Consider the following 18,780-nt stretch of genomic DNA (forward strand, 5'->3'; position numbering starts at 1 on the left):
AGGCCACAGGTCGGCCCACGTGATGGCCTAATATCCGGATCGGCGACAGAGCGTCCTGGCTCGTGCGCACATCCATGGGAAGGGAGAGGATCACTTGCCCCCCGAGGACCCGGCCCACGAGAGCGACGTCGTCGTCGGCGGACACACGCAGATCGAGCGTCTGTCCGCGGTCGTACAGGATCTGACCGGCGGCCGGGGAGCGGTCCTGGAGGTCACCGGTGAGCCGGGGATCGGCAAGACCACCCTGCTCGGCCTGCTCGCCGAGCGGGCGGCCGGAGCAGGGGCAGCGGTGGCGCGAGCCCACGCCGCGCACGGTACGACACAACCCGGCCAGGTCGTCCGAGAGGTGCTGGACGCCCTGGAGGCGCGGGACCCGCCGATCGCCAGGGAACTCGGCGCCGGGGCGGATGCCGAGGTGCGGAGCGTACTGGGGCGCTGGGCGGCGCGGCGCGGCGGCGTGCTCGTCCTCGACAACGTGCACCTGTGCGACGAGCGGTCCGCGGGACTGATCGCGCAGCTCGTGCGGACATCCCCGCCCGGCCCGTTCGTCCTGGCACTGGCGCACCGCCCGCGGCGGTCCAGCCCCGTACTGAGGGAAGCGCTCGAACGCGGAGTCGAGACCGGCTCGGTCATCCGCCTCGCCCCGTCCTCCCTGGACCTCCGGGCGACATCCGCCCTGCTCGGCCACGGGGGGTCTCACGCTGCCTCCACCTTCCCGCACGCCCGCTCCCACTCGGCGCGCGACCACGCGTACACCGAGTGGCGCGCTTCCCCGGCACCCGTGGTCGACGGCACCTACGCCGAGCAGTTGCACGCCGTTTCCGGCGGCAACCCGCGGGTGCTGCGGATCCTGGCCGCGGCGCGGTGGGACCCGGACGAGTGGCCGCTGAGTGCCGGTCCGGACCGGGACGGCATGCTCCGGGAGGCCGTCTCCGTCGTCACCGAGCTGGACTCCCTCTCCGCTGACGCCGCGCTCACGGTCCAGGTCGCCGCCGTTCTCGGCGATCCCCTCCTGCCGGACGACATCGCCGCGCTCTCCGGTCTCGGCCTGGAACGGACCCTCGCAGCGTTCACCGAACTCGTCGGAGCGGACTTGATACGGCCGCCGGCCCGGGGCGGCGGCTACGTCTTCCGGCACCCGGTGCTCGGCCACGTCGCCCTGGAACACGCCACGCCGTCCCTGCGCGTCACCGCCCACAGGCGGGCCCTGGATCTGCTCACCGCGCGAGGAGCGCCGGCGCTCCGACGTGCCCGGCAGGCGGAACACCTGGTGGGCGCGGGCGGTGCGGAGGCCCGGCAGGTCCTGGTCGAGGGCGCGGCGGAGGTGATGGCCGAGTCCCCGGCTGTCGCTGCCCGCTGGCTGCGCCTGGCGCTGGACCACCTGCCCGCCGGGGACAGGACCAGCGCCACCCGGGTCGTCCTGGTCCTCGACTGCTGCCGGGCCCTCAGTGCCGTGGGCCGCCTACAGGAAGCCCGTTCCCTGGTGCACGGTCTGCTCCGCCACCAGTCGGATCTCTCCGACGACCTGCGGCTGAGCGCCTACGCCGTGTGCGGGGAGCTGGAGCGGCTGCTGGGCCGGCACCAGGAGGCCGAGGCGGTGGTCCGGACGGCACTCGACCTCGTACCCCGCCCACTGCCGGTTCCGCTGCCGGCGCCGGCAGCGGAACTGATCACCACGTACGGGCGGGTGCAGTTGTTCCGGGGCGCCTACGGCGAGGCACGTGACACGGTCCGCGAGGCGGTGGAGGCTGCCGGAGCCGCCGGCCCGGCGGTGCCCTACCTGCGGGCCCTGGGCGCCCTCGGCGACACCCAGCTCGGGCTGCTGCACGAGGCCGTCGCCGAGGTCACCGAGTGCGCGCGGATCGTGGACGCCCTGCCGGACGCCGCTGCCGTCACCATGCCCGACGTCCTGGCGATGCTCGGCTGCGCGGAGTTGTTCCAGGAGCGGTTCCATGACGCCTACCGGCATCTGGAACGAGGACTACAGGCGACCACCGGTGCCACCCGGAGGTTCATCCGGATCAACCAGCTGGTGGCCCTGTGCCATCTCGACCAGCTGACGGGGCGGCTTGAGCCGCTCTGCCGCCGTGCCGGGGAGGCCGAACTGCTCGCCCGGACCAGCGGGGCCGACGAAGCCGCCGGGATCGCCATGATCCTGCGGGCGACGGGGCTGCTGTGGACCCGCCCGCGGCGGGACACCGACAGGCTGCTCGAACTCGCCGAGGAAGGATTCTCCCTCGCCCTGCGCAAGCAGGGCTGGCGGGCAGCTGTGGCGGCCGGCCTGCGCGCCCACACCCAGTTCCTCGGCGGGGACCCGGCAGGTTGTCTGCGCACCCTCGTCGAGGAGGGCGGCCCGCAGCTCCAGCGGCTGCTGCGGGCCTGGCAGCCCTCCCTCCTGGCCCTCGCCTCCCTGGCGGCACTGCGTTGCGGTGACATCGGCGCCGCCCGCGACTGGGCCAGGACGGGGGAGGCCGTGGCCGAGCGGCTGGGACTGCCGCTGCAACAGCAGCATGTGCGCAGAGCCCGGGCCGCGCTCCACGCCGCCGAGGGCGAACACCGCCTGGCGGCACAGATGTTCCACGAGGCCGCGGAGTCGTTCCGCCGCGCGGGCCTGCCGGTGGAACACGCCTGGACCCTGGTGACGGGGGCGCCTTCCGTCCACGCGGCCGAGGGCACCCAGCAGGCGCTGGAGTGGCTCGATACGGCGGGAAGGGCCGCTCGGGCCTGTGGCGCCCAGCGGATCCGCGAGGAGGCGGCCAGGGTCAGGACCCTGCTGCCGGCGTCCCGCGCCGCCACCGGTACGGCGGTCACGACGGCGCGGGACGCGAGCGCCCCGGGGACGGTGGCCCTGCTCACCGAGCGGGAACGGGAGATCGCTGAACTGGCGGCCGGGGGCAGACGGACCAAGGAGATCGCGGAGCAGCTCTTCGTCAGCACCAGGACGGTCGAAACCCACCTCGGCCGTATCTACCGCAAGCTCGACATCCCCTCCCGGGCGGCACTGCCGCGCGCCCTCGGCCGAGTGGCGCACGGACCGGCCGTCTGAGCGGCCGCTTCCCGGCCCCGGGAACCACAGAAGTTCGGCTGGAGCGTCACGCGGCGGACTCCTCGTGCAGGCCGTGGGCGACCACCAGGAACAGCTGGAGGTTCGTGATGTCCCTGGCCAGGTGGTTGGACCAGCGGACGGGGTTGCCCGACGAGTCGGTGGTCATGATGCCGACCAGGCCGCCCGCGGCACGGACCTCCCGGACCTTCGGCCAGGGCAGGCTGCCCTTCCCGGGAACGCACACGGCCGTGCGGGACAGCGAGAGCGTTCCGAACGGGACCGTGCCACCCTCGCGGAGCGTCTCCAGCACAGCCGCTCGCTGCGAGCGCTCCACCGCGTCCTGCATCCAGGGCCCCCAGACGTCGGGACCCTCGTAGAACTCCGTGATCCGCACCGACCCCTCGCCGGGGGCGCTCGCCGAGTAGACGTACTTGGTCGGCGCGGGGTGGCCGTTGATGACCAACTGGATGATGTCCTGCTGGAGGCGCAGGGAGTCCCAGCGCAGGGCGACCGGCTCACCGCCGGACGGCGGGTGCACGACCAGCCCCTCCTCGAACAGGTGCAGCCGCTGGGCGGCCCGCTTCCGGCTGAAGTCGGGGAAGCGGCGCATCCGGAACCAGTAGTACAGCAGCCCGGGGACCAGGAAGAACGGCAGGAGCATGAAGCAGTTGAAGACATGGGCGACGAACACCGTCCGACGCAGGCGCTTCGGCGCGAACACGCCCTGGAGCGCCCCCAGCCGATGGCGGGCGGCCAGGTCGGCGACCTCGGGTGACGCGGGGGTGAGTGGAGTCATGAGGACGAGCCTCCGAGCCGCGGCCACACGTGGCAACCGTGGATCTACGTAACTCGGTTACGTACCTTCCGCGCCGGTCGCCGGCCGCCGGCCGACCTGGTGGGCGTTGAGCGGGTGGTGTCGGTGGGGCCGGTTACCGTACCCGTCATGTCTGATGCTCTTCGGGATCGCGGCCCACGGGAACTGACCCCGGTGTGGGAAAGGCCGGCGGGCCGGGTACGGCCCTCGGCGACGCTGCGTGGGTTCCGCGACGGCCTGGGTGTGGCGGTCGGCGTGCCCGTCGGGGACGGCCGCGTCCTGCTGGCCGCGTCGGGCGGCGACGAGGAAGACGACGTCGTGCGGCTGTGGGACCCGGTCACCGGCGAGCAAGTGGGCGGCCCCCTGCGGGAGAACACGAAACAGGGTGGGCTTGTCCTGGCGATGGTGGCCCTGCCGTGCGCCGGCGGGCACACCCGGCTCGCCACGGCGCACTACGACGAGGAGGACGACGGTCATGCGGTGTACCTGTGGGACACGGTCACCGGCGAGCAGGTCGGTGGGCCGCTGCCAGGCCCGGAAATGGCGTCCGGCCTGGTCGCCGTACCCATGCCGGACGGCCGGAGCCTGCTGGCTGTCGCCCCCCACGGCGAGGAAGGGGTGTGGCTGTGGGACGCGGCCACAGCCGAGCGGACCGCCGGTCCGCTGAGCGCCCCGGCGGGTGCGGACGACCCGAGCGCGATGACGGCGGTGCCGCTCGCCGACGCCCGCACGCTGCTGGCCACCGCTCATGGTCACCAGGAACACGGTTACGGGGATCACGGCCACGGGGAACATGGCCACGAGGAGACCGCCGTGGTGTGCCTGTGGGACCCCGTGACGGGCGGGCTGGTGCGGACACTGCTGTGCCCGCACGAGGACGAGGGCCGGCCCAGCGCACTGGCGGCGGTGCCGCTGCCCGACGGAGACGTACTGCTGGCCCTGTCCCTCAGCTACGACGATCACGAGACGGTGCGTCTGTGGGACGTGGCGACCGGTGCTCCGGCCGGCGGGCCCGTCACCGGTCCCGGACTGTGTCCCGTCCCCATGGCCGACGGGACGACACTGCTGTCGATCGGGTCGGGACTGTGGGACCCGGCATCCGGGCGCCGGATCAGTGACCTCGGCACGAACCGCGTTCCCGGCGCGGCGGCGGCGGTTCCGTTGCCGGACGGCCCCACACTGCTCGTGGGAGAAGTGCCCAGTGGTGCGGTCTGGTTGTGGGATCCCGCCGCGGTGGAGCCGCCGGCCGAGCCGGAGGAAGCCGGGTGGGACGGCCTTGTGGCACCGGTGACGCTTCCCGGCGGGCGAACGCTGCTCGCCACCCGCGGCGGCACCACCGTCCGGCTGTGGGACCTGCGCACCGGTGAAGCCGCCGGGCAGCTGCACACCGGCGGGACGGATGTGCTCACGGCGATGGCGGCGGCTCCCCTGCCGGACGGGCGCACCGTTCTCGTCACCGGCCACCGGAGCGGCGCCCTCCGGTCATGGGATCTGGCGACGGGCGAACTGGCCGGTTCGGCGCCGCCCGGCCGCACCAGCGAGATCCTCACCATGGTGCCGGTCGCGTCGCCCGACGGGCGGATGCTCTTGGCCACCGGTAGTCGCTCGGGCGTCATCCGTCTCCGCGACCCCGGGACCTGCCAAACCGCGAGCGATATCTTCAACCGGCCCGACCGGCCACCGCTGGCACTGGCCTGTGTTCCGATGCCGGACGGACGCACCCTCCTGGCCAGCAGCGAAGCCGTCCCCGCCCGGGGCGGCGAGAAGGCGGTGCGGCTGTGGGACCCGGTCACGGGTCTACCGGTCGGCGCCCCCTTCGAGAACCACAGGCACGTCAAGGACTTCGCGGCACTGCCCCTGGCGGACGGCCGGACGCTCCTGGCGATCCGGGACTTCGCCGACTCGATCCGCGTCCGGGACGCCGACGGCCGTCACCTCGTGGGCGAACTCACCGGCGGGCCGATGGCCGCGGTCACCCCGTCCGACGGGCACCCCCTGCTGGCCGTCGCCAGGCGGGGTGGGATCGAGCTATGGGATCCGCTGACCTGCCGATGGGCGGGCTTCCGTCTCCTGGAACGGTCGATCAGGGCCCTGGCCGGTGTCGGGTCGCGTCTGGTCGTCGGCTGTACCGACGGCCTTGCCGTCCTCGACCTCCTCAGCTGACACACCGGCACGGGGGGCGCCAGTGGTGTCCCGGTACCACTGGCGCCCCGTGTTCCTCGTCCCCGGTACCAGCGCTTCCCGGTGCGGTCGGTGAGCCAGGGCGCCGTTGAGGACCGTCAGTTGGCGTTCGACGGGCCGAAGAACTCGATCTCGGCGATGGCCACCTGCTTGCTCGCGGAGGCTTGGCAGGCGGACTCGAGGGTGAACCGGACCGCGGTGACCTCGCCGGCCCGGAAGGTGCGGCGCTGGCCCCCCGTGCCCTGGTCGAGGGTGAGTTCGCGGGTCACCCTCTTGCCGTCGGCCAGGGTGACGCGGGCCTCGACCCGGTGCGGCAGGGCCGACTTGGACAGCTGGTCGGCGTGGGTCGGCATCCCGGGCGTGATGATGTCGATACCGGAACCGGCCAGCGCGCCACCACCGAGCAGGGTCTTGAGGACCTCGTCCACCTCGTGGATCACCGTCGTGCTCCCGCCCCGCCGTCCCCGGCCTCGCCCGTGCGCCTGCCGCCGTGACCGATCCTGCCCCCGGGGCACCCGCCTCCGCAGGCACGCCGGGGACGGCCGCGGGGCAGACCGGGCTGCCCAAGGGGGCGGTATCGGATGCCCGTTCGGTCAGATGTAGCCTTCCCGCAGGGCATACGCCACGGCGTGCGCCCGGTTGCGCAGGTGCAGGCGGGTGGTCAGCCCGTGCACGACGTTCTTGACGGTCCGTTCGGAGCAGGAAAGCTTGCTGGCGATCTCTCCGGTGTCGAACCCCTCGGCGATCAGCCGCAGTACATCCACCTCACGCGGTGTCAGTCCCGAGGCGAGGGTGCCGCCCGTTCGGGCCGCCGCGCTGCGGTGCAGCGTGCCCACCTGGTTGATGAGCCGGCCGAGCAGGTCGGCGGGCAGGTCGCCGTCGCCGCGGGCCGCCGCCAGGACGGCCTGCACCAGGCGGGTCGCGGTGGCCTCGTGGCGCCACACGATGGCGCCCACCCCGCACTCGATCACGTCGAGCAGTTCGGCCTCCCGCAGGGACCTCACGACGAGCACCGCCCGCGCTCCCTCGCTGCGCACCAGCCGGCGCAGCCGGGTCAGCGCGGACTCGTCGAGCAGGTCGTCGACGAGCAGCGCCACCGTGCCCGGGCCCGAGTCCTCCCTGACGTCGATCTCCGGATACCGGCGCAACTGGCCCAGCACCCCCTCGCGCAGGATCGGGTCCGGGGCGTGCACCGCCACCGGTATCCGCTCGGCGGAGCCGGCCGTACCGGGGTGTGTGGTCCGCGATGAGCTGAGCAAGCGTTTCCCCTATGTCCACGTGCGCGCCACCCGTACGGGATCGGTGGCAGGTGTGCGTTCCTCACACTCCAGCGGCGGGAGGGACCCGCGCAATCGTGGAGCACCACGAGGGACACCACGAGATCGGCCGTACGACATCCACGACGGTGACCCGTCCGACCAAGGAGGCAGGGATGTCCGGACCGCACGGTGACCGGCCGCGCGAACACCGCGCCGCCGCCGCGTCGCTGGCGGCCGCGGCCGCGCGGGCCCGGGCCGGCGCGGGCGGCCTGGTGCTGCTGCGCGGAGCCACCGGCACCGGCCGGACCACTGTCCTGGAGGCCGCCGCCGAGGACGCCGCCGACCACGGCATGCGGGTGCTGCGCGCCCGCTGCTCGCCCGGTGACACCACCGTCCCCTTCGCCGCCGTGCTCCAACTCCTCGGCCCGCTGGCGCAGTTCCCGCCGCCCGGGGAAGCCGGCGGCGAGCGGGAGCAGGCCGCCCTGCTGTGGGAAGTCCTGCGCACACACGCCGACGCGTCCCCGCTGCTGCTCGCCGTGGACGACGTCCACCTCGCCGACGCCCCCTCGTACCGCTGGCTGGTGGAGTCCGCCCGGCACGTGGACCGCTTACGGCTGCCGATCCTGCTGGCGGTCACCGAACGCAGCCAGTACGACGTGGACCCGCCCGCGCCGGGCTTCACCCACACCCTCTCGCCCGCCCTCGTCCGCACGCACACCCTCGCCCCGCTCACCCCGGACTCGGCGGCCGAACTGGTACGCACCCGGTTCCCGGCGGCCACCGAGGCATGGGCCGACGACTGTGTACGGGCCGGTGCCGGCAGCCCGATGCTGCTGACCGCCCTCCTCGACGACCTCGGCGACCCGGGCCGGCACCCGGCTGTGCCGGAGATGTCCGCCGCGCTGTACCCCGGCGCGTACCCGGCGGCCGTGTCCTGGTGGCTGGACAACGCGGGACCCGGTACGGCGGAGGTGGCACGGGCGCTCGCCGCCCTGCACGAGGGCTGGGACGGCCACAGGGGCGGCGGCCCCGGCTGTACCGCCGAGGGTCTGGGCCGGCTGCTCGCCGAACTGGCGGGCGCCGACCCGGCCCGGGTGACGGGCTGGCTCACCGCGATGACCGGCCTGGGCGTGCTCCGCTCGGGCCCGGACGGCCGCGCCCGGTACGCCCACCCCCTGCTGCGGGACGCGGTGCTCACCGGGGTGCCCGCGGCCCGGCGGCGCGCGGCGCACCGGCAGGCCGCCGAGGCGATGCTGCGCCACGGCGCCTCCACCGAGACGGTCGCCCGCCAACTGCTGCTGTCCGGCCCGGTGGGCGAGCCCTGGGCGTCGGGCGTGCTCCAGGACGCGGCCTCCCTCACCCTGCGCGACGGCCGGGCCGACGACGCCGTCGCCTTCCTGCGCCGGGCCCTCGACGAGCCGCTGCCCGACGAACGCCGGCAGCGGCTGCTGACCGAGCTGGGCTCCCTGGAGTGCGCCGGCCCGGGCACCGCGTCCGGGATCTCCCGGCTCACCGAGGCCCTGCGGCTGTCCGGCGCCCCGCAGGACCGGGTCCGCGCCGCCGTCGCCCTCGGCACCGCGCTGGCCGGACGCGGCGAGGCCCGTGCCGCCGTGGAGGTGCTGCGCACGGTGGACGGCCAGCTCACCGACCGCCCCGATCTGGCCGGGCTCCTGCACAGCGCCTCCGCCCTGCTCTCCGACCACGACCAGACCGTCCGCCGCGATGTGTACCGCCGGCTGTGGGACACCGTCGGACGCTCGCCCGAGCTGGTCGGACCGGCCACCCGGGCCCTGCTGGTACGGCACGCGGCCACCGCCGGGCTCACCTCGGCGCACGACGCGATGAAGCAGGTCCGCGCCCTGCTCGCCGAGCCCGCCGACCCGCTGACCGAGCCCTTCCTGCTGGGCACGGCCGCCGCGGTCGCCCAGTGGGCCGACGAACTCGACGAGGCGGACCGGCTCGTGGACCGCGGTCTGGCCGGCCAGCGCCCCGACCTGCTGCACCCGATGCACGAGGCGCTGCTCAACGTACGGGCCGACACCGCGGCGGCACGCGGCGCGTACGGGCGCCTGCCCGCCGAGCCGCCCCTGACCGCCGGCGCCGGACCCGCCAACGCGCACGCCCACACCTTGATCGCGCTCGTGGACCTGGGCCGTACGGAGGAGGCGCGGCGGCTCGCCGACGGCTTCGACCTGCACGCGGCGCCCGACTCCTGGGAGCTGAACCGGTTCCTCTACGCGCGGGGCGTGCAGCGGGCCGCCGCGGGCGACGCGGCGGGGGCTCTGCACGACTTCCTGGAGTGCGGCCGCCGCCAGTCGGCCCGCGAGGTGGTCAGCCCGGTCGTCACCCCGTGGCGCTCGTCCGCCGCCGAGTGCCGGCTCGTCCTCGGCAGCCCCCGGGAGGCACTCGCGCTCGCCGAGGAGGAGCTGCGGCTGGCCCGGGTGTGGGACACACCCCGCACGGTGGGCCGCGCCGTGCGGGTGCTCGGCACGGTCACGGGGGGCCGGCGCGGCCTGGAGCTGGCCGAGGAGGCCGTACGACTGCTGCGGGACGCCGGTACCGGCACGGAGCGGGAACTGATCGCCGCGCTCGTCGCGCAGGGCCGGCAGCTGACCGCTGCCGGGGACCGCGCCCGGGCGCGGGAAGGCCTGCGGGAGGCGGTCGAACGCGCCGAACACCTCGGCGCACCGCGGCTGCGGACACTCGCCGAGGACGCGCTGCGCGAGGGTGGCGCCCGCCGAGCGAGCGCCACCCGCACCGGCTCCGCCGCCCTCACCGACAGCGAACGCCGCATCGCCCGACTGGCCGCCGACGGCCGCACCAACACGGAGATCGCCGCCCTGCTGCACCTCGCCCGGCGCACCGTGGAGACCCATCTCACCAACGTCTACAAGAAGCTGGGCATACGCCGCCGCGGCGAACTGAGCGAGGCGCTGAGCGGGGACCAGGGCATCGGGCATCGCGTTCGGACCAGGCCGGGACGCTAGCTCGCGGGCCTGGGCGGTGCGGCCGCCCTGGTGAGGCCCAGCCGGTCGTCGGGGTCCTGGAGGCCGGCGCCCTGAGTCGTCAGCATGCGGCGGACCACCGGTTCCGGCATGCGGATCACCACCGGTGCGGGAAGGGTGATCTCCCGGACGGCGGTCGACGTGCGGCCGGACCGTACCCGGTTGGTCACCTCGGCCACCACCCTGACATCCAGCGTGAACTGCACCAGAACGGACACCAGTCTGGGCTTGTGCAGCGGCATCGAGCCGGCGGAGTTCACCGCCGCGTCGGCCGTGCCGCCCGCGCCGCCGGAGTTGCCCCGGCGGCGGTCAGCAACGGCAGCGCCGCGATCAGCCACTCGGTGGAGACCGCCTCGTGCAGGGCGTACGCGGCGGCCTGCCCCTTGTCCCGGAACCGGTCACCGCCGCCCGCCGCCCGGACCGCCGACGCCACCAGCTCCCGGACCCGGGGCGCGCCCTGGAAGCCGTTGACCTGGGCCTCCATCGGCAGCCGCACACCGGCGGCGCGCCACATGCCCGAGTCGGCCGGGGTACCGCCCCGCGGCCCCCGGGTGATGTCCGGTGCGTCCTGCCGGGGCGCGACCACCCGGCCGAGCGCCTCCAGATCCTTCTCCAGGACCCGGTGGGTCAGTGCCAGACCGCCCAGCCGGGCCACCTCCACACGGGTGCTGCCCCGGTGAAGTTCGAGGCTCGCACGGATCGGCACCTTCATCCTGGGGGCCGGAGGCGCGAGGTGCCAGGGGCGCCCGCCGGGACCTCTCCGCCCGGCCGTCCCCTGACTGCTGCTGTGTCCGCACGGCCCAAAAGTAGCCACCGACGGGACCGCGAGCGGGCGGTCGAGCGACACCGGACCCGTTCGCCGCTCCCGCCACACCCGTACGTCGGCTCCGGTTCACCCCCCGGTCCCGAGTGACCCCGGACGCACGGCTCCGGCCTGCACGTCACCGTCGGCGCCCGGCTGCGATCCGTCGCCTTCACGCTGCGTGTTAGCCTGCCCGCGGTCACGATCGACGGCGTACGGGGGAGGCACGGTGGGCTCGGACGGCTACCAGGTCAAAGCAGGTATGACCGGCCAGGCCCAGCAACTCGACGACGCCGGCACGGAGATGGACGGCGTCAGTTCGGCCGTCAGGCCCCGCACGAGTTACTCGTACGGCGATGCCGGCGGCGAAGACGCCGCGTCGGCGCTGAACGCGTTCGTCAACGCCTGGGAGGCGGAGGCCAGGACACTGGCGTCGGCGCTGCACGAGCTGGGCGGCAAGGTGCAGTTGGCCAAGAAGACCTACCACGGCACCGACGGCCTGGTGAAGAAGCACGTGGACAGCGTCCCCGCCGGCGGTACGAGCGGCCTCACCGGCACATCGGCGCAGGGCGGGCGCGTCTCGGCCCTGTCGGGCTACTGAGGAACGGGCCGGTGTCCTTCTCCTCTCCGCTCGACTCCCCTTCCTTCCGCCTCGCGTGGCTCGCCGGGCTGTCCGAGAAGATGCTCGGTGCCGGAAGCAAGAACGACCTCCTCGACCTGATCGACAACGCCCTCTCGGTGCCCGAACCGGGCGGCGACCAAGGCGTGCTGGAGGGCCTGGCGAGGCTCTACCGCGGCCAGGTCGACCAGGTCGGCAGCGTCTTCGACCAGGTCGACCGGGTGGGCCGCAAGGGTCTTCCGGAGGTGTGGGTCGGCGACACGAGCGTCCTCGCCTCCGACGTGGTGAACGCCGCCGGGCGGTCCGTGACCCGGATGAGCGAGGCGTTCCAGGGATGCGCGACGGTGCTGCTGACGCTGGCCGACGCGGTCGGAGCCGCGCAGCGCAAGGACGAGCAGGGCCGTGGACAACTGCTGGAACAGAAGAAGGCGCTCGGCGGCAGGGACGGCTTCTTCGACGACCTGCACGAGAACGACGAGGAGGAGTGGGACCGCAAGAACGCCGCCCACTTCGGCTCCTACGCGGTCGGCCTGATGCACGCCGCCGTCTCCGACGCCCAGGAGGCCACCCGGGTCGCGGCCCGGGACCTGAACAAGTGGGCCGCCGAGGCACGGGCCGGGAAGATGGAGACCAGTGAACTCACCGCCGTCGACAAGCTGATGCTCGCCGACACCGGCGTCGCGGGCGCCGACCCCGAGCTGAACGAGATCCTCACGGCCGGCGACCTGGCGCGCGCGTCGACACGCATGGACCTGCTGAGCCTCGACGACGAGACGGCCATGGAGCGGATGCTGGCGGCGTCGGACACCCCGCAGGAGCGGGCCTACCTGATGAAGGCCCTGGCCGCCGGCCACAGCGTCGCCGAGATCGGGACCTTCCAGAACAAGATCCACGGCAAGGACCCCGCCTGGCTGCGCCGGCACCTCACTCCGGTGGTCACCGGCGCGGACAGCATGAACGACGAGGGCCTGGCGCCGAACGGCTCGAACATCAACACGGACTACGTGACGTTCGACGGCCAGCGGTGGATCCAGGGCGGTGACGGCCACGAGGGCACCTGCGTGGCCTCGTCCACCGTCACCTCCCGCGCCATGGTCGACCCCCTCTACGCGCTCGGCCTCACCGGCGGCCCCGACGGGCAGCAGGACGACCCGGACGCCTTCGAGCAGCGCCTGGTGGCCGAACAGCACCGGCTGCACACCGAAGGCGACGGCGGCGAGAAGTGGGGTGGCATGGGACCCGAGGGGCAGGAACGGATCATCGACACCACCGTGGGCAGCGCCACCGGCAGTGACTACCAGCGCCAGGACCTCGACAGCGCCGCCGACCGCAGGGCCGTCCTCACCGAGGTCGAGAAGTCGGTGGCGCAGGGGCGGCCGGTGCCGGTCGACGTCTCGGGCAAGGAGGGCGCCCACGCGATGACCATCATCGCCCAGGAGGGTGACAAGCTTCAGGTGTACAACCCCTGGGGCTCGACCACCTGGGTCAGCGAGGACGACTTCATCAACGGCCACATGGGCAAGGCTTCCACCAGTGATCTCCCCAACGCGTACAGCGTCTATCTTCCGCGGTAGCAGGGGCGGTGCCGCGATCGCGGCGACCGCGCTCCTCGCTCTCGCCACGGGCTGCGGCTCGGGCACCGACGAACCCGCCGGCGGCTCCGACAGCACCGCGAGCCGCCCGACGAGCCACCCGGTGAAGGACACCGGCATCACCGCCGAGCCGGGCGAACGCTTCACGCTCACCGTCGACCAGAACGCCTCCACCCGCGAGTACTGGTACCTGGTCGGCCCCGAGCCCGACAGTTCCGTGCTGGTCAGCCGCGGCCGGCACTACGCGTCGGGCTCCGGCGACAAGCCGGTGGACGGTGCCGGCGGCCGGCTCACCTTCACCTTCGAAGCCAAGGGCAAGGGAACCACCCGGTTCACGCTGCTGCACTGCACGTTCACCACCTGCCAGGGCAACACCTCCACCCGGCCCCCCGAGACGACCGGCCCCTCCGCCACCCCGGCCACGGGATCGGCCACCCCCTCCCGGGCCCCCGAGCGCATCACCTACACCGTCACCGTCGGCTGAGCCGCGGCGGACCAGCCAGATGAGACGAGACACCCGAGGCCCCGCCATGGACGACGACACCCCGTACCCGCCGGACCGCACGGACGACGAGCTGGCCCGGCTCGACATCACCGTCCTGCTGCGGTACGGCCTCACCGCCGAGCCCGGCGCCCGGCGCACCGCCCTGTTCGGTGACGGCGCCGCGGCCGCGGCCGTCATCCTCGACCGCCTCGGCACCGAGCCCCGCTCGGTCGCCTTCCTCGCCGACACCGTGCGCGCCGGCGGACTGGCCCGCGCCGCGGAGCTGCCCGAGCCCCTGCCCCGCCGGGAGGCGGCCGCCCTCGTACGGGAGTGGCTGCGGACCGGCACCGGACTCGCGGGCGGGGTCACCGCCGACGACACCGCGGCCACCTGGCTGCGCGCCGTCGCGACCATCATCGAACTCAAGCAGCTGACCCGGGCGCGGGGCGGGAGCACCTGACCCGAGGCCGACCGGAGAACCGCCGGCTGTGAGTGACCGGCGAGGCCCTGGCCGGCCGGCCCCCGGTCGGCGGACTGCCGGCCGGGCCCACCCGTCCCTACTTCGACCCGCCCAAGATCACTCCCCGGGGTGGCAACAGCTGCTCGATCGCCAACCGCACCACCGGCCCGGTCCTCGACGGCGGCGGCAACGTCGCCTCCGGCGCGGAGCCGCCCACCGGTCCGCCTTCAACCGCGCGCCTGAGGACAGTGGCAGGTCATCTCCTCCTGACAGAGGGACACAAGGAGTGCCCCGGCAGCCGGCTCGACGGGTATCAGCTGGGTGCACCCAGCACGATCTTCCACACTCGGGTCGCCACCTGGAGGTTGAGCCGGTCCTCGACGTTCGCGAGGTCGTTGCCGCTGATGTCGCGGATGCGCTTGAGCCGATAGCGCAGCGTGCTGCGGTGGATCGCGAGGGATTCGGCGGTCTCGTCGTAGTTGCCGCCGCAGTCGAAGTACCGGGACAGGGTCTCGACCATCGTCGCGTGGTGCCGGGAGTCGTAGTCGATGAGCTGCCCGAGCCACTCGTTGACGAACGTCTCCAGTTCCCGGTAATCATTGCCAGGTCCCAGGATGCGGTACAGGCCGAGCTCGTCGAAGAACGTCGTGCCGTAGCGCTCGCGGGAGTGGCGGCGCACGTCCAGGGCGCGCTGCGCCTCCTGGTAGCGGTGGGGGATGTCGCCCAGGGAGTCGGTAGGGGCGCTCACCCCGATCGTCCCGGACCGTGTCCCGGTCTCCCGGGCCAGCGCCTCGTACAGCGCGCGGCCGTGCGGCTTGTCGTCGGCGACCAGGACCACGTGGTCGGAACGTCGGGTCAGCAGCGAGCGCATGCCCACGGAAGAGGCCGCCCGGCCCACGGTCTGCGCGAAGGAATCGTCCGCGGTCCGGTTCGACCACTGCACCACGACGACGTAGTGACTGCGGTGCAGGTCGTGTCCGACCGCCTCGGACCGGGCGTAGGCGCTCGCCTCGTCCGTCCCCACCAGGAGGTCGTCGACCAGCCCGCGGTGCAGCCTCAGTTCCACTTCTGCCAGATTGCGCAGGTGCGCCAGCTCCAGGGCGAGCGACGTGGCGGCGTACTCCAGCGCGAGCACGGTGTGCTCGTCGGCCTCGTCCCGGGCATCGACCAGGGCCAGCACACCCAGGATCTCGCCGTGCAGGCGGGCCAGGGTGATCAGCCGGTCCCTTATCCGCACCGGCCCGACCTCGCGGGCGACGGCGTGCAGCATCTCGTCCTGGCGCACGGGGTCCGGTTCCGGATAGGGGTCGGGGCGGCTGGGGCCGGTCCAGGACCTCAGCCGGCCGAAGCGGTCCTCGACCAGCGCGGGGAGTCCGGTGAGCCAGTGCAGTGCGCGGGTGACGGCTTCCTCGCCGCCCCCCGAGGCAGCGACGTCGGCCATGAGCGCGTGCACGGCCCGCTGGTACCCCAGCTCACCCACGACCGAGACCAGCTGCCGCTGGAGGGCTGAGCGTTCCCCCCGCAGCCGGTGCAGCGCCAGCACGTCCTCGCGTCTGCGGCGGTGTGCGAAGGCGACGGACAGCGCGGCAGCGGTGTGCCGGACGAGCGTGGCGAGCAGGGACCACTCGGCCTCGGTGGGCCGGGAGCGGGACGTCACCACGAGGTAGCCGTGGAGTCCCTCGAGCCCGCGCAGTCCCAGGGCCCGGCCCCAGGGTCTGCCGGGTACGGTCACAGAGCCGTCCTGCCCGGCCAGCTCCCGCACCCTCCGGTCCACGGCCGGGGCATGGATCCGCCCGCCCGGGCTGGGGACCAGGTCGCCGTCCACCTCGAGGTATCCGGCCTCGGCGCTGTACGGCCCTGCGGCGGCTATGTGGTCCATGGCCAGGCGCAGGATCTCGCCTTCCTCCAGGGTGTCGAACAGGGCGCGGGAGAGCGCCGTCAGTTCGTGGAGGGCATGGTCGGCCGGGGGCGGAGCGGGTGGGCGGGGATCTTTCCGCGCGGCCGTGGGGTGCCGCCCTCCGCTGCCCTGCGGAAGGCTGCCCTCCCGGTCGGAGCAGCGGTGGAACGTGCTGCCGGCCATGGCAATCACTCCGTTCTCCCCTGAGCCCTCAGGGAGGCGAGTGGTATGCCACGTACCCGCTCGCGGTCCGGTGTATCCGAGATGTTCGGATTCTCTAGTACTCGTGGGGCGACCTGACCCGTGCATTTCTGACTCGCCAGGCGCAGGCGTGGAGCCACTCGGCTCGCCACCCTGGGGAGTGTTCGAGACGCTCCGTGCGCACCGGCAGGAAGGGCTGGGCGATGGCCGAGCGGCATCGCGGACCGGTTGCCCCGTAAAAGACGTACCGGGAAGCCGAACGCGCCGTTGACCACCTCTCTGACCATGGGGTGTCCGTGGAGCGGGTGGCGATCATCGGGCGGGACGTCCGCTTGGTCGAGCAGGTGATCACCCGGATGCGCTTCGGTCTGTGGACCGGCTCGACCCCGTCGTCTCCGCCCGGCTCCTCGCCCTGTACGGGCTGACCTTCGGGCGATCGTCCGGGCGGGCCGTTCGGCATGATCCGGAGAGTCGGCACAGGCCGCCGCACCGGGAGGAGTTCCTCATGGCCAAGGCAGTGGGCATCGACCTGGGCACCACCAACTCGGTGATCGCCGTGTGGGAGGGCGGCGAGCCGTCCGTCGTGCCCAACAGCGAGGGCAACCGCACGACACCGTCCGTGGTGGCGTTCACCGACACGGGCGAACGCCTGGTGGGCCAGCTGGCCCGGCGCCAGGCGATCCTCAACCCCAAGGGCACGATCTACTCGGCCAAGCGGTTCATCGGCCGGCACTTCGACGAGGTCTCCGACGAGGCCAGGGCGGTGGCGTACGACGTCGTCGAGGGCGACGGCGGGGCGGCCCGCTTCAAGGTGCGCGACAAGCTGTACGCGCCTGAGGAGATCAGCGCCCAGGTGCTGCGCAAACTCGCCGACGACGCCTCCAAGCAGCTGGGGGAGCGGGTCACGGAGGCGGTCATCACCGTGCCCGCCTACTTCAACGACGCCCAGCGCACCGCCACCAAGGACGCCGGACGGATCGCGGGTCTGGAGGTGCTGCGGATCATCAACGAGCCGACCGCGGCCGCCCTCGCCTACGGCATGGACAAGAAGCAGCACGAGACCGTCCTCGTCTTCGACCTGGGCGGCGGCACCTTCGACGTGAGCATCCTCGACGTCGGCGACGGCGTGGTGGAGGTGCGCGCCACCGGCGGCGACAGCCACCTGGGCGGCGACGACTTCGACCGGCGTCTGGTGGACTACCTCGCGGACGACTTCCAGAAGGACAACGGCATCGACCTGCGCAAGGACCCACAGGCGCTGCAACGCCTCTTCGAGGCCGCGGAGAAGGCCAAGACCGAGCTGAGTTCGGTGACACAGACGCAGGTGAGCCTGCCGTTCGTCACCGCCGACGCCTCGGGCCCCAAGCACCTCACCGACTCGATCATGCGGTCCACGTTCGAGCAGATCACCAGCGACCTGGTGGAGCGGTGCCTGGGACCGGTACAGCAGGCCATGGCCGACGCCAAGGTCGGCGAGAGCGACATCGACGAGGTCATCCTCGTCGGCGGTTCCACCCGCATCCCCGCCGTACAGGCCCTCGTACGTCGGCTGACCGGCGGCAAGGAACCCAACATGAGCGTCAATCCCGATGAGGTCGTGGCCCTGGGCGCCGCGATCCAGGCCGGGGTGCTCAAGGGGGAGGTCAAGGACGTTCTGCTGCTCGATGTCACGCCCCTGTCGCTGGGTGTCGAGACACGCGGTGGCGTGATGACGAAGATCATCGAGCGGAACACCACCATCCCGGTGCGCCGCTCCGAGACCTTCTCCACCGCCGAGGACAACCAGCCCGCCGTCGACATCGTCGTCCTCCAGGGCGAGCGCGAGCGGGCCGCCGACAACCGGGTGCTCGGCCGGTTCCAGCTCACCGACATCCGGCCGGCGCCGCGGGGCGAACCACAGATCGAGGTCACCTTCGACATCGACGCCAACGGCATCCTCAACGTCAGGGCCCGCGACCGGGACACCGGCAAGGAACAGGGCATCACCATCAGCGAGAGCTCCAACCTGGACCGCAGTGAGGTCGAACGCATGGTCCAGGAGGCCGAGCGCAACCAGGGCCAGGACCAGGCACTCCGCGAGGCCGTGGACGCCCGCAACGAGCTCGACGCCGTCGCGTACCAGGTCGAGAAGCTCCTTGCCGAACTCGGCGACGCGGCGCCCGCGCACGAGAAGGCACGCGCCGAGATGCTCGTGTCCGACGCCCGGGCGGCGGTCAAGGACGAGGCAGGAGTGGAGCGCGTGCGGCCCCTGACCTCCGAACTCCAGCAGGTGCTCGCCGGGCTGGCCGCCCATCAGGGCGCCGCCGCCACCGGCGGTCCCGGCCAGGACACCACCGGGGGCGGCGCGACCGGTGGCGGCCCGAGCGGCCGTGGCGGTGACGACGACGTCATCGACGCCGAGTTCGACAAGGAATGAGGCG

General features: G+C 73.3%; 14 protein-coding genes and 2 pseudogenes. 9 read left to right on the forward strand and 7 right to left on the reverse strand.

Annotation, left to right across the window (positions count from 1 at the left end; translation table 11 throughout):
- Positions 1 to 94 precede the first annotated feature (94 nt).
- Positions 95 to 3,046, forward strand: coding sequence for a LuxR C-terminal-related transcriptional regulator (locus tag AB0F03_RS18935; protein ID WP_361992932.1), 2,952 nt, complete (start codon positions 95 to 97; stop codon positions 3,044 to 3,046).
- A 46-nt stretch (positions 3,047 to 3,092) separates the two neighbouring features.
- Here the strand turns inward: AB0F03_RS18935 and AB0F03_RS18940 are convergent, their stop codons facing one another.
- A complete protein-coding gene (locus AB0F03_RS18940) occupies positions 3,093 to 3,842 on the reverse strand; it encodes a DUF6585 family protein (RefSeq protein WP_361992935.1) in 750 nt (249 codons plus the stop codon).
- A 147-nt stretch (positions 3,843 to 3,989) separates the two neighbouring features.
- Here AB0F03_RS18940 and AB0F03_RS18945 point away from each other — a divergent pair, with 147 nt between their 5' ends.
- Positions 3,990 to 6,023, forward strand: coding sequence for a WD40 repeat domain-containing protein (locus AB0F03_RS18945; RefSeq protein ID WP_361992938.1), 2,034 nt, complete (start codon positions 3,990 to 3,992; stop codon positions 6,021 to 6,023).
- Positions 6,024 to 6,139: 116 nt separating this feature from the next.
- Here the strand turns inward: AB0F03_RS18945 and AB0F03_RS18950 are convergent.
- From AB0F03_RS18950 to AB0F03_RS18960, 3 genes and pseudogenes are all read right to left on the reverse strand, one after another.
- Positions 6,140 to 6,415: pseudogene (locus tag AB0F03_RS18950) on the reverse strand (hypothetical protein); the annotation flags it as partial.
- Positions 6,407 to 6,481: pseudogene (locus AB0F03_RS18955) on the reverse strand (DUF4255 domain-containing protein); the annotation flags it as partial. The pseudogenes AB0F03_RS18955 and AB0F03_RS18950, both read right to left, overlap by 9 nt.
- 153 nt (positions 6,482 to 6,634) lie before the next feature.
- Complete coding sequence (locus AB0F03_RS18960; RefSeq protein ID WP_361992941.1) at positions 6,635 to 7,300, reverse strand: response regulator transcription factor; 666 nt, start codon at positions 7,298 to 7,300, stop codon at positions 6,635 to 6,637.
- A gap of 173 nt (positions 7,301 to 7,473) precedes the next feature.
- On the opposite strand from AB0F03_RS18960, the gene AB0F03_RS18965 reads away from it, so the two are divergent.
- Entirely contained in the window at positions 7,474 to 10,287 is a 2,814-nt protein-coding gene (locus tag AB0F03_RS18965; protein ID WP_361992944.1) for a LuxR C-terminal-related transcriptional regulator, read from the forward strand.
- Here the strand turns inward: AB0F03_RS18965 and AB0F03_RS18970 are convergent.
- Together AB0F03_RS18970 and AB0F03_RS18975 are read right to left on the reverse strand one after the other, a co-directional pair.
- Positions 10,284 to 10,523, reverse strand: coding sequence for a hypothetical protein (locus AB0F03_RS18970; RefSeq protein ID WP_361992947.1), 240 nt, complete (start codon positions 10,521 to 10,523; stop codon positions 10,284 to 10,286). The two genes, AB0F03_RS18965 and AB0F03_RS18970, sit on opposite strands and share 4 nt — an antisense overlap.
- 38 nt (positions 10,524 to 10,561) lie before the next feature.
- A complete protein-coding gene (locus AB0F03_RS18975; RefSeq protein WP_361992949.1) occupies positions 10,562 to 11,011 on the reverse strand; it encodes a hypothetical protein in 450 nt (149 codons plus the stop codon).
- Positions 11,012 to 11,336: 325 nt separating this feature from the next.
- Between AB0F03_RS18975 and AB0F03_RS18980 the strand changes: the two genes are divergently transcribed.
- Genes AB0F03_RS18980 through AB0F03_RS18995 form a run of 4 tightly spaced genes read left to right on the forward strand, consistent with a single transcriptional unit; the run spans position 11,337 to position 14,262 of the window.
- Positions 11,337 to 11,708 (forward strand): hypothetical protein, encoded by a 372-nt coding sequence (locus AB0F03_RS18980; protein ID WP_361992951.1) that lies wholly within the window; start codon positions 11,337 to 11,339, stop codon positions 11,706 to 11,708.
- 11 nt (positions 11,709 to 11,719) lie between these two features.
- Positions 11,720 to 13,300, forward strand: coding sequence for a peptidoglycan-binding protein (locus AB0F03_RS18985; RefSeq protein WP_361992954.1), 1,581 nt, complete (start codon positions 11,720 to 11,722; stop codon positions 13,298 to 13,300).
- Positions 13,260 to 13,802 carry a protease inhibitor I42 family protein gene (locus tag AB0F03_RS18990; RefSeq protein WP_361992957.1) on the forward strand — a complete coding sequence of 181 codons (543 nt, stop codon included), beginning with the start codon at positions 13,260 to 13,262 and terminating at the stop codon, positions 13,800 to 13,802. The genes AB0F03_RS18985 and AB0F03_RS18990 overlap by 41 nt, the downstream gene beginning before the upstream one ends.
- 19 nt (positions 13,803 to 13,821) lie before the next feature.
- Entirely contained in the window at positions 13,822 to 14,262 is a 441-nt protein-coding gene (locus AB0F03_RS18995; protein ID WP_361992960.1) for a hypothetical protein, read from the forward strand.
- Positions 14,263 to 14,575: 313 nt separating this feature from the next.
- On the opposite strand, the gene AB0F03_RS19000 is transcribed toward AB0F03_RS18995, so the two are convergent.
- The gene (locus tag AB0F03_RS19000) at positions 14,576 to 16,342 is read right to left on the reverse strand and encodes a helix-turn-helix domain-containing protein (RefSeq protein WP_361992963.1); all 1,767 of its coding nucleotides are present in this window, start codon (positions 16,340 to 16,342) and stop codon (positions 14,576 to 14,578) included.
- A 314-nt stretch (positions 16,343 to 16,656) separates the two neighbouring features.
- Here AB0F03_RS19000 and AB0F03_RS19005 point away from each other — a divergent pair, with 314 nt between their 5' ends.
- Together AB0F03_RS19005 and dnaK are read left to right on the forward strand one after the other, a co-directional pair.
- On the forward strand, positions 16,657 to 16,785 hold the full coding sequence (locus tag AB0F03_RS19005; RefSeq protein WP_361992966.1) for a hypothetical protein: 129 nt from the start codon (positions 16,657 to 16,659) through the stop codon (positions 16,783 to 16,785).
- An 80-nt stretch (positions 16,786 to 16,865) separates the two neighbouring features.
- A complete protein-coding gene (gene dnaK / locus AB0F03_RS19010; RefSeq protein WP_361992968.1) occupies positions 16,866 to 18,776 on the forward strand; it encodes a molecular chaperone DnaK in 1,911 nt (636 codons plus the stop codon).
- The last annotated feature ends 4 nt before the right edge of the window (positions 18,777 to 18,780 follow it).

Source organism: Streptomyces sp. NPDC028722 (assembly GCF_040637655.1).
Lineage (GTDB): Bacteria > Actinomycetota > Actinomycetes > Streptomycetales > Streptomycetaceae > Streptomyces.

What these genes read in the sequence shown, in the direction of transcription:
- AB0F03_RS18940 (WP_361992935.1), bottom strand. Translation starts at nt 3,842, where the DNA reads ATGACTCCACTCACCCCCGCGTCACCCGAGGTCGCCGACCTGGCCGCC.
- AB0F03_RS18945 (WP_361992938.1), top strand. Translation starts at nt 3,990, where the DNA reads ATGTCTGATGCTCTTCGGGATCGCGGCCCACGGGAACTGACCCCGGTG.
- AB0F03_RS18965 (WP_361992944.1), top strand. Translation starts at nt 7,474, where the DNA reads ATGTCCGGACCGCACGGTGACCGGCCGCGCGAACACCGCGCCGCCGCC.
- AB0F03_RS18995 (WP_361992960.1), top strand. Translation starts at nt 13,822, where the DNA reads ATGAGACGAGACACCCGAGGCCCCGCCATGGACGACGACACCCCGTAC.
- AB0F03_RS19000 (WP_361992963.1), bottom strand. Translation starts at nt 16,342, where the DNA reads ATGGCCGGCAGCACGTTCCACCGCTGCTCCGACCGGGAGGGCAGCCTT.
- dnaK (WP_361992968.1), top strand. Translation starts at nt 16,866, where the DNA reads ATGGCCAAGGCAGTGGGCATCGACCTGGGCACCACCAACTCGGTGATC.